12 protein-coding genes are annotated in these 10306 nt (G+C 66.8%); 3 read left to right on the top strand and 9 right to left on the bottom strand.

Annotated elements, in window-relative coordinates:
- Window positions 1–2: 2 nt before the first annotated feature.
- The 3 genes from thiS to H261_RS03380 all read right to left on the bottom strand — a co-directional run bounded on the left by thiS (window position 3) and on the right by H261_RS03380 (window position 3185).
- Entirely contained in the window at window positions 3–977 is a 975-nt protein-coding gene (thiS, locus tag H261_RS03390) for a sulfur carrier protein ThiS (protein ID WP_008614325.1), read from the bottom strand.
- A gap of 118 nt (window positions 978–1095) precedes the next feature.
- Entirely contained in the window at window positions 1096–2397 is a 1302-nt protein-coding gene (locus H261_RS03385; protein WP_008614324.1) for a sensor histidine kinase, read from the bottom strand.
- On the bottom strand, window positions 2397–3185 hold the full coding sequence (locus H261_RS03380) for a PstS family phosphate ABC transporter substrate-binding protein (RefSeq protein WP_235062856.1): 789 nt from the start codon (window positions 3183–3185) through the stop codon (window positions 2397–2399). Before H261_RS03380 ends, H261_RS03385 begins: the two co-directional genes overlap by 1 nt.
- Before the next feature lie 178 nt (window positions 3186–3363).
- Between H261_RS03380 and aroQ the strand changes: the two genes are divergently transcribed.
- The 3 genes from aroQ to accC are packed head-to-tail and all read left to right on the top strand — an operon-like array spanning window position 3364 to window position 5631.
- The gene (aroQ, locus tag H261_RS03375) at window positions 3364–3831 is read left to right on the top strand and encodes a type II 3-dehydroquinate dehydratase (protein ID WP_008614322.1); all 468 of its coding nucleotides are present in this window, start codon (window positions 3364–3366) and stop codon (window positions 3829–3831) included.
- Window positions 3831–4283, top strand: coding sequence for an acetyl-CoA carboxylase biotin carboxyl carrier protein (locus tag H261_RS03370; RefSeq protein WP_008614314.1), 453 nt, complete (start codon window positions 3831–3833; stop codon window positions 4281–4283). Before aroQ ends, H261_RS03370 begins: the two co-directional genes overlap by 1 nt.
- A 4-nt stretch (window positions 4284–4287) precedes the next feature.
- Entirely contained in the window at window positions 4288–5631 is a 1344-nt protein-coding gene (gene accC, locus H261_RS03365) for an acetyl-CoA carboxylase biotin carboxylase subunit (RefSeq protein ID WP_008614313.1), read from the top strand.
- 49 nt (window positions 5632–5680) lie between these two features.
- Here the strand turns inward: accC and H261_RS03360 are convergent, their stop codons facing one another.
- From H261_RS03360 to H261_RS03335, 6 genes are all read right to left on the bottom strand, one after another.
- Complete coding sequence (locus H261_RS03360; RefSeq protein WP_008614312.1) at window positions 5681–6700, bottom strand: tyrosine-type recombinase/integrase; 1020 nt, start codon at window positions 6698–6700, stop codon at window positions 5681–5683.
- The gene (locus H261_RS23750) at window positions 6685–6918 is read right to left on the bottom strand and encodes a MerR family transcriptional regulator (RefSeq protein ID WP_008614311.1); all 234 of its coding nucleotides are present in this window, start codon (window positions 6916–6918) and stop codon (window positions 6685–6687) included. Before H261_RS23750 ends, H261_RS03360 begins: the two co-directional genes overlap by 16 nt.
- A complete protein-coding gene (locus H261_RS03355; protein ID WP_008614310.1) occupies window positions 6915–7136 on the bottom strand; it encodes a hypothetical protein in 222 nt (73 codons plus the stop codon). Before H261_RS03355 ends, H261_RS23750 begins: the two co-directional genes overlap by 4 nt.
- 247 nt (window positions 7137–7383) lie before the next feature.
- A complete protein-coding gene (locus H261_RS03345; RefSeq protein WP_008614304.1) occupies window positions 7384–8643 on the bottom strand; it encodes a phosphoadenosine phosphosulfate reductase domain-containing protein in 1260 nt (419 codons plus the stop codon).
- A 3-nt stretch (window positions 8644–8646) separates the two neighbouring features.
- Complete coding sequence (locus H261_RS03340; protein ID WP_008614302.1) at window positions 8647–9804, bottom strand: phage Gp37/Gp68 family protein; 1158 nt, start codon at window positions 9802–9804, stop codon at window positions 8647–8649.
- Entirely contained in the window at window positions 9797–10300 is a 504-nt protein-coding gene (locus H261_RS03335) for an ASCH domain-containing protein (protein ID WP_008614300.1), read from the bottom strand. Before H261_RS03335 ends, H261_RS03340 begins: the two co-directional genes overlap by 8 nt.
- Window positions 10301–10306: the final 6 nt, after the last annotated feature.

Raw genomic sequence — 10306 nt, 5'->3', positions numbered from 1 at the left:
CCTCAGATCAGGCCGGAGGTGGGCGACGACGGGTCGGCATAGCTCTTCTTCGGCATGCGCCCGGCGAGATAGGACAGGCGCCCCGCCTCGATGGCCAGCTTCATGGCGCGGGCCATGCGCACCGGATCCCTGGCATGGGCGATGGCGGTGTTCATCAGCACGCCATCGCAGCCCAGTTCCATGGCCAAAGCCGCGTCCGAGGCGGTGCCGACGCCGGCGTCCACCAGCACGGGGACCTTCACGCTCTCCTTGATGATGCGGATGGTGGTGGGGTTGAGGATGCCTAAGCCCGAGCCGATCAGCGAGCCCAGCGGCATGATGGCGACGCAGCCCATGTCTTCGAGCATCTTGGCCTGGATGGGATCGTCGGAACAGTAGACCATCACCTCGAAGCCGTCCTTGACCAGCGCTTCCGCCGCCTTCAGGGTCTCGGGCATGTTGGGGTACAGCGTGGTCTGGTCGCCCAGCACCTCCAGCTTCACCAGGTTCCAGCCGCCCGCCTCGCGCGCCAGCCGCAGGGTGCGCACCGATTCGTCGGCGGTGTAGCAGCCGGCCGTGTTGGGCAGGAAGGTGTACTTCCTGGGGCTGACGTAATCCACCAGCATGGGCTTGGAGGGATCGGACAGGTTGACGCGGCGCACCGCCACGGTGACGATCTCGGCCCCCGACGCCTCGATGGCGACGGCGGTCTCCTCGAAATCCTTGTACTTGCCGGTGCCGACCAGCAGCCGCGAGGTGAAGGTCTTGCCCGCCACGGTGAAGGTGTCGGCCTTATCGGAGCCCCCCCCTATGAAAGCGACGATTTCCAGCTTGTCGCCGTCGTTCACCGCCACCTGGGCATAGGCGGATTTGGGAACGATCTCCAGATTGCGCTCCACCGCCACCTTGCGGGAATCGACGCCCAATTCGCCCAACAGGGCCTCGACGGTCATGGAGGCGGAAAAGTTCCGCTCCTCGCCATTGATCACCAGCTTCATGAATGATGTCCCCGGATGTCCGGTTGCAGCCTAGGAGCCCGACGGCCCCCTCGAAGTTCGAGCCTGAAACATGGCACCGAGCCGCCCGCGAGGCAATCCCCCGGCGACGGCGCATGTTTCAGCCGGCCGGCCTGGGCAGGGTGAAGCACAGGACGGCCCCCTGGCCCGCCTCCCCGTCCTCGGCCCACAGGGCGCCGCCCAGCAGGAAGGCCATCAGGCGGGCCGAACCCAGGCCGGCGCTCATGGCCCCGCCCTCGGCGTGGACCAGCAGGTGGAACATACGCTCGGGATCGCGCTCGGCCAGCGGCAGACCGTTATCGGCCAGGCGGATTTCCCAGGCGTCCTTCACGGTCCGGGCCTGGACGCGGACCACCGGAGCCGCCTCGGAACGGCGATAGCGGGCCGCATGGGCCAGCAGGTCGGCCAGCAGGTCGGCGGCCATCTCGGCATCGGCGGTGACGACGGGCAGGTCGCCCCACTCCACCGCCACCCCGTTGTCGAGGCGCTGGCCGGCCACCTTGAACGCATCCTCCAGGGCCAGGGGGGCCGGGGCCAGCGGCCGCTCGCGCAGGGCGAGATAGGAGGACAGCGCCTTCAACTGGGTCTGCATGCGGATGACGCCGGTCTTGAGGAACCCCACGTAGCCGGCGGCCTCGTCCCCCTCGGCGCCGGTCTCGTGCCAGCGCACCAGAAGCTGGGAATAGGACAGGATGGTGCGCAACGGCTCGCGCAGGTGGTGGGTGGTCAGCAGCGCCACATGGGTGATGTCCTGGGTGGCCATGTTGAGATGGGCCGAATGGGCGGCCAGTTCCCGCCGGGCCTCCTCCAGTTCCTGGATGCGCCGCGCCAGACTGCCGGTGGTGTCCTCGATCACCGCCAGCGAACGGTCCAGGGCCCGGCGCCCCACCATGCGGGCGAGCAGCAGCAGCAACGCCACCGAGCCCAGCCCGATGGCGCCCGACAGCAGGGCCGGCTGCAGCGCCTCATCCAGCGGCACCTCCATCACCACCCGGCCGACCGGCAGCCTTCCATCGGTGACGGTATCCTCGAGCCGCAGGTTGAAGCGCCCCCTCTGGCCGCGCACCGGAAACTCGTTGACGCGTCCCCCCTGATCGACGAAGGCCAGCCGCGAGGGCGGATTGGTGCCGCCGCGCAGCACGCCGGCCACCACCGCCGGCAGGCGTACCTCCTCGAACTCCCAGATATCGAGATTGGCGGCGATGAACGAGGAGATGCGGTCGGCCACCAGGCCGAGGCGGATCTCGGCCTCCAGCCGGGCCTGGCTGTAGCGCTGCCACACCTCGAAGGTGGGAATGACGAACAGCCAGAGGAATCCCACCGCCACCAGCCCCAGGGTGAACATCCGCCGGACCCGGGCGACCGAATGAATGACCGCCGTGGCGGCCTCGACGCTGCGCATCACCGGCCGGCCGCCGGCAGGCAGCCGTTGGCGCGCAGCAACGAGGCGGCAGCGGGGGAGCGGGCGTAATCGGCGAAGGCCAGGGCCTCGGCCGATGGCTTGGCCGGCAGGGCGAGGACCAGCGGCACGTCATGGGAATAGCGCCCGCTCTCCAGCGCCTCCACGTCCGGCATGATGCCGTCGAGGGGCACGGCGGCCAGTTTGCGCTTCTCGGCCAACAGGGGGGCCAGGGCGCCGAAGGCCACCAGCGAACGGCTGGCCTCCACCGCATCCATGGAATCCTGGTCGGTCAGGGTCAGGATGGCGCCTCGGGTGTCGCGCGCCGCCGCCACCACCGGGGCGAGTTCGGGATAGATTTCCAGCAGACGGATGAAGCCGGCATCCGTCGCCGGCCGCAGCAGCGTCCGCACCTCGCCGTTGGGAAAGGACGGCAGGGCGTTGGCGAACAGGGCCGGCAGGTCGCGGCGGCCCAGCGCCACGTCCTTGCGTCCGGCATTGGCGAAGAACACCAGCGGCGTGCGGCAGATGGGAACCGAGACACCGCCCTCCACCTCGCCCGGCTTCAGCGGCCGGGCCAGGATGCCCACATCCACCTTGCCCGAGGCCAGCCCCTTGACCGCCCCGGTGGTGCCGACGCTTTCCGGCACCCAGACCCGCGCCCCCGGCTGCTCGCGCTGGTATTGCTCGGCCAGCAGGCGGACCACGCCGATGCCGATGCCGGTCCCGGCGGCCCGCACCGTATCCGCCACCGCCGGCTGGGCCAGCAGGCACATTGTTGCCAGCGCCAAGACACCCCACACCCGTTTCCCGGCCATAATGGTTTTTCCGTATGTATGCGCCGCCCCTATCCCTTTTGCCAAACAGTGCTGGACTTAGGCAAGGGGGCAGCGTCGCCCCTGGACGAACGATGGGGGTAGGACGCTTCTGTGCCTTGCACGGCGGCGGACCCGTGCTATAAACCCAGCCATGGTGAAAAACAGGCTCGATCCCATAATCAGCATTCTGAACGGTCCCAACCTCAACATGTTGGGCAGCCGGCAGCCGGAGCTGTACGGGAAGGAGACCCTGGCCGATATCGAGGCCGCCTGCCGGACCCATGCCGCGACACTGGGCCTGGCGGTGGAATTCTCCCAGACCAACCTGGAAGGCGAACTGGTCACCAGCATTCAGCAATGCCGCGGCCGCGCCGCCGGCATCGTCATCAATGCCGGGGCCTATACCCACACGTCGGTCGCCATCCTGGACGCCTTGCTGGCGGCCGAGGTTCCGGCCATCGAGGTTCACCTGTCCAACATTCACCAGCGGGATTCGTTCCGCCATCACTCTTACGTGGCCAAGGCGGCCAAGGGGATGATCTGCGGGCTGGGAAGCCACGGATACATTCTGGCGCTCGACGCGCTGGCCCGCCTGATCAAGGGAAATGCAGAGGCATAATGGGCAACAAGACTCCCATCGACAGCGAACTGGTGCGCACCCTGGCGGCACTGCTGGATGAAACCAACCTCACCGAGATCGAATACGGCATCGGCGAGATGCGGATCCGCGTCGCCCGCCAGGCGGCCCCGGTGGCCATGCACCACGCCCCGGCGACCCCGGGCCATGCCGGCCACGCGGTGGCCATGCCGGCCCAGGCGGCCTCCGACGCCGACCATCCCGGCGTGGTGACCTCGCCCATGGTGGGCGTCGCCTATCTGGCGCCCGAACCCGGCACGCCCAAGTTCGTCAATCCCGGCGACATGGTCGCCGAAGGCCAGACCGTCATGCTGATCGAGGCCATGAAGACCTTCAACCCGATCCGGGCGCCGCGCGGCGGCAAGCTGACCCGCATTCTGGTGACCGACGGCCAGCCGGTGGAATTCGGCGAGCCCCTGCTGATCATCGAATAGCATGATGTTCGAGAAGGTCCTCATCGCCAACCGGGGCGAGATCGCACTTCGCATCCACCGCGCCTGCCGCGAGATGGGTATCCGTACCGTGGCGGTGCACTCCACCGCCGACAACGACGCCATGCATGTGCGCCTCGCCGACGAGGCGGTCTGCATCGGACCGCCCGCCGCCCGCGATTCCTACCTGAACAAGGCGGCGATCCTGTCGGCGGCCTCCATCACCGGGGCGGACGCCATCCATCCCGGCTACGGCTTCCTGTCCGAGAACGCCGACTTCGCCCAGATGGTCGAGGAGCACGGCTTCGTCTTCATCGGCCCGACGCCGGACCACATCCGCATGATGGGCGACAAGATCACCGCCAAGCAGGCCGTCAAGGACGCCGGCATCCCGGTGGTGCCCGGCTCGGACGGCTCTGTCGATAACGAGGAGCAGGCCCTGGAAGTGGCGGCCGGCATCGGCTATCCCGTGCTGATCAAGGCCACCGCCGGCGGCGGCGGCAAGGGCATGAAGGTCGCCCGCAACCCGGACGAACTGGTCGAATCGTGGAAGCTGGCCCGCAACGAGGCCAAGGCCGCCTTCGGCAATGCCGACGTCTACATGGAAAAGTATCTCGGCCACCCCCGGCACATCGAGATGCAGATCCTGGCCGACAATTACGGCGCCGTGGTCCATCTGGGCGAGCGCGACTGCTCGCTCCAGCGCAAGCACCAGAAGGTGCTGGAAGAGGCCCCGTCCCCGGCCTTGAACGCCGACCAGCGGGCCCGCATCGGCAAGATCGCCTGCGACGCCATCGCCAAGCTGGGCTACCGCAACGCCGGCACCATCGAGTTCCTCTATGAGAACGGCGAGTTCTATTTCATCGAGATGAACACCCGCCTGCAGGTGGAGCATCCCATCACCGAGGCCATCACCGGCATCGATCTGGTCAGGGAGCAGATCCGCATCGCCGCCGGCGCGCCGCTCGGCTACACCCAGGCCGATGTCCGCTTCGCCGGCCATGCCCTGGAATGCCGGGTCAACGCCGAGGACCCGGTGACCTTCGTCCCCTGCCCCGGGCGGATCGAGGGCTACCACGCCCCCGGCGGCCTGGGCGTGCGGGTGGATTCGGGCCTCTATGCCGGCTACCGCATCCCGCCCCACTACGACTCGATGATCGCCAAGCTGATCGTTTACGGCAACACCCGCAACGAGGCGCTGATGCGGCTCAAGCGGGCGCTGGGCGAGTATGTGATCGAGGGCGTCAAGACCACCCTGCCGCTGCACAACCGGCTGGTCCAGGATGCCGACTTCGTCAACGGCGATTACGACATCCACTGGCTCGAAAAATTCGTGGCGCGGAATTCGTAAGGTTTTCTGCGGGGTTCAGCGGGGCGTTAGCACTTTTAGCAGAGGTCGGTTAGCACTTTCCCTTCTGGCTTCGTTCCAGCTTGACCACGGCGGCCTTCGCCAGCCGCTTCTGGTCCGCCCCTTTGGTGTAATGCTCGACCATCTGATCTGACTGTCCGGTGACGGCGGCAATCTGCTTGGTCGAGCATCCCACATCCGCCAAGGCGACAGCGGCAGTCTTTCGTAGACCGTGGAATACCAGGCCGTCCAGCCCGAGTCGTTTCATCTCATCGCCGAACGCCTGAGCCAGCGGATTCGCCCGGTGCCAGGGCGTCCCCCGGCTGTTGACGAGGATGGTCACCGCGCTCTTGGGCGACTTCTCCAGGGCGGCGGCCAGCGCCTTTGACACGGGGAGCCACAGCTCCTTGCCCGTCTTCTCCTGGATGACGTGAATCACGCCGGAATCGATGTCATCCCAGCGGAGGCGGATCAAGTCGCCCTGGCGCTGTCCGGTGGCAAGGCCGAGTTCCATGGCGAGCACCAGATGCGCCGGCGCCTCGGCGCGGAACTTGACCAGCGCAGCCGGTGGCCAAGGCTTGTGGGCGCCGGTCTTCAATTGTTTGACGTTGACGCTTTTCAGGTCGGCCGGGTTGCGCTTGGCCATGCCTCGGCCGATGGCCCAGCCAAACACCACGCGCATGGTGCGGACCAGGGTATTGGCCTTGCCCGGCTTGTCGGCGAAGTAATCCCTCATCTTGAGGACGTGCTTTATCTCGATATCATCGATTCGGAATTTTCCGAACCTCTTGCGGAGAATATCGAGGTCGTAGCGATAGGCCTCCCTGGTCTTCTCTTTCAGGTTCTTCCGGTACTCCCCGCTCCTCAGGTAGGCCGTGACGACAGCATCGAAAGTGCCGGGGACCACAGGCGCCTTGCTGGGCGCGTCGAAACTGGCATTGAGACGGGCGTATTCGGTTGCAAACTCGACCGATCCAGGAACACCGGGCAAGCGGCCCCAATACCGCCCGCTACGGCGGTAATAAAAGTGCCCAGGCTTGGTTTCTGTGATGTATTTCATCTCGAACCGCATTGTTCGAGGTGCTCCATGATCGGGTCGATTTCCCGGCATGGTGCGCTTTTCTCGAGACGGCCTTCAAGTGCCCAATCGATCTGGACCTTTGACCACCGCTGCGGCCTTGACTTGATCAACGGCTCCGGCATTTCACGCCGAGCAACGGCGCGGCGGAATTGCGTCGCCGTCAGGCCGAGATATTCGGCCGCCTCGGTGATGGTCAGAGTGGCCGTCATCTCTCTCCCCCGTAAGCCTTCGCCGCCGCCTCTGCGGCCTTCGCCTGGTCGCTAGGGTGCGCCCGGAGCACCGGCAGCATGTCGGGGCACCAGCCACCCGAGGCCGGGCCGAGCGCTTCCCAGGACTGCCGATACCCCGGCTGGGTGACGTGGCGGCTGCGGCGGCATTCGAGTTCCAGCGGGCAGCCGGCGGTGAAGCAGAGGGTGATGTTGGTCATCGCCGTTCCCCTCTCGGATGCCAGCGAAACCAATGCACCGTCGCGTCAGCCGGAACGCTGGTGCGCGCCATGGGCTCGACGTTGACGTGGAAGCCGCTGGCCTTGGGCCGCTGGTGGGCCGCGTGAACGAGGTAGGCGGTGCGGCCGTTGGAGGTCGCCAGGTACTCGCCGGGGAGCGGCAGTGGGCCATCCCAGGGGCTCATGGTGAGGCGGCGCATGCCGGGCGGGAGGTTGTGGCGACCCATCGCTACACCAGAAGCTGCTGGATGGTGCCGTCGGAGAAATAGGCCGGCAGCGGGGTATCGGCGGTAGGTTCATCTCCGGCCCAGCCATCCGGCCAGGTCTTGCCGGCGATCAGATCGCGGATGCGGGCCTCCTCTTCGGCGTCGAGCAGGTCGAGGCGCGGGCGGCCGAGCCGGACGGCGGCGGTGTTTACCTCGGCCTGGATGGACAGCACGCGTTCGAGGCCCATCAGCCGGGCCTCGAACGTCAGCGGCCCCATGCGCTGCTGGTTCTTGGCCAGGGTGCCGTCCTGGCGCCGTTCACCGCCCGGCTGGCGCAGACGGTTCCTGGCCAGACGCAGTTCGCGGTAGAGCGGCTTCAGGCCCTTCAGCGGCGACAGATAGGCCCATGCCGGATTGCGCAGGATGGTATCCAGCGCCATGTCCTTGGCGGCCAGGGGGCAACCGATGCAGCCGGTGCGGGCGTTGATCTCCTCCGCCTCGTCACCGCCATAGGCGTCGGCGATCATGGCGGTGGACCAGTCGCCGAACTGTGGCTGGGGCGCCCAATGCTTCAGCCACTCCCACACATGGCAGACCCGCCAGTGGAGCAGCGGCGCCAGGGTGGCGATGCGTCCCCGCACGCCCTTGGCCTCGGGCAGCGTCTTCTGGTACCAGCCTTGGCCGCACTCGGCGCCGTCCTTGCTGCAGCTCATCTCGATGCGGCGGTCGCGCATGGCGGATTCGCCCTGGCGGACGCCGGTGATCATCAGGAACGGCTTCGGGCCATCGGCGCCGTCCAAGCCGGGGCCGCCGTTGTGGTTCCGCTCGATCTCGTCGAGCTTCCGCGCCACCGCTTCTCCCATGGGGTCGATCTTGATCTGGCGGGTACACCAGCGCAGCGTGTTGTTGTTGGGCGGCGGCACGCCGCGGCCGAGGATGTAAACGAAGTACCGTTTGTCGAGCGGGGCGCGGACCACGTGGACCTCGATGCCCCTGTCCCGCATCTCGTCCATGATCTGCAGGGCGGCGATGGCCAACGGTGTCAGTTCCATCCGGGTGTCGGCGTAGAACACGGTGAACGACCTCGGCGCCGGAATGCGGCCGGTGTCGATCAGCCAGCAGATCAGCGTCACGGTGGCGCTGGAATCCTTGCCGCCCGACCACGCCATGCCCCAGTGGTCATGATCGTGGGCATAGGCCTGCATCGACTGCACCGTCAGTTCGATGCTCTCGGTCATCTGCAGGCGCTGGCTACCGGCGAAGAGGTCGGGGGCGGAAGCCATGGGTCAGCGGTCCATGGGGACGTCGAGGTGTTCCCGGCCGTCGATCCGTCGCCCGGCGGCCTTCTTGCCGATGCGGATCATCTGGGCGTTGCGATTGAAGCGTGTTCCGAAATTGGCGCGCCCCCCATCCGGGGTCATCCAGATACCGCGCTCGTCGGCGTCATATGGATCGATATCGGCCGTGGCAGGGCAGTGGTCCTCGTCATAAGGTCCCCATTCGCCCCATTGCTTGAAAAAGAATGGCACGCCAGCGGCGGAGCACTGGTCGCGCAGGGCTATCGCCCAGTCCGGGTGCATGGGCCGGGCCTTGGGGCCGCTCTCTCCGCCGACGATCACCCAGTCTATGCCGCGTCCACCTTGGGGCGGAACCACGGGATTGGGTTTCATGCTGCGCCCGTTGAAAGCGTGGCTTCCTGACCAGAATTCTTCGCGCCCACAGTCTGGGCAGATTTTGCGGTGTCTTCCCCGAAAGAACCCCTTGCACCCCTGACACTGCCAGTCGATGCGCAGCCACCGCTCCAAGTCCAGAGGCCCCAGTAACGGCTCGCACGACAGGAACCGCATGGTGGCCGGGGTCGCCAGCAGATGCGGAATGCGCTCGTTTGCCGCCGGCTGGTTTTCGACCGAGACGCCCAGCCAGACGTTGGGAAGCGGCCACCAGCCATCCGTTCCGCAAGGGTTCGACCAGCGCAGATCGCCAACGGCCATGCTGACCGAGGCCGACGCAATTCGGATCGGAGTTGCTGCGCCGTCAAGATATGCCCGCATCCGCTCAGGCCGTTTGGTCAGCAGCTGGAAGGTATGCTGGGGTGCCAGCGCCATGACCGCGAACAGGCGGTCCAACATGTCGTCCGTCACCGCCGGGTGGAATGGATCGCCGATACTGGTGACGAAGATGCGGCGTGGCTTCTTCCAGTGCAGCGGCTTGAACAGGGCCTTTTCGTCCAGCACCACTTTTCCGGTCCAGCGCCCCCGCAGGATATAGCGTTCCAGGCTTTCCGGCTCGCGGGTGGCGATGCCGTAGCCCCATTGCCCAGGGTCGGAGAAGCGCCCGGCCATACCCTCGGCATAGCAGTTGGTACAGCCGGCCGAGACCTTGGAGCAGCCGCGTAGGGCGTTCCAGGTGGCATCGGTCCATTCGATTTTGGTGCGGTCAGCCATTGGCGAGGCCCTCCCATTCCCACCAGCCCTGCTTCCCCTTGGCGGGAACCGGCTCGGGCAGCACCTGCACGTCGGTCAGCTGCCAGCACCAGCGACCGGGGCTGTAATCGCCGAAGTGGTCGGTGTGGTGGGCCATCTCGGCAGGTAGGGGCTTTCCCATGCCCACCGGGGCGAGGAGCTTGATCCCGCCATCCAGACACGGGAAAACGTGGTAGGCCCCCGCCATCACCGCCGTGCAGACGACTGCGCCGTGCGGAAGCTGCGACCACGAGACCCTATGGCCCTGGCCTCCAACCTCAAGGGCGTCGATGATGGCGCTGATCGCCTCATGCCCCAGGGTGAGCAAGAGGCGATTGGAGTGGTCGGCCTTCGCCGCATGGATGGCGATCCGTTGGCCGATCAGCTTGGCCGGTGGCGGGAAGCTGCGAGTCTCGAATGGCTTCGCACCGATGGCGATCAGCGAAGCGTAGGGCTGGTGGAGGGTGATTGCCTTCATGATCGT

It is taken from the genome of Paramagnetospirillum caucaseum (assembly GCF_000342045.1).
Taxonomy (GTDB): Bacteria; Pseudomonadota; Alphaproteobacteria; order Rhodospirillales; family Magnetospirillaceae; genus Phaeospirillum; species Phaeospirillum caucaseum.
This window is presented reverse-complemented; position numbering and strand designations above follow the sequence as displayed.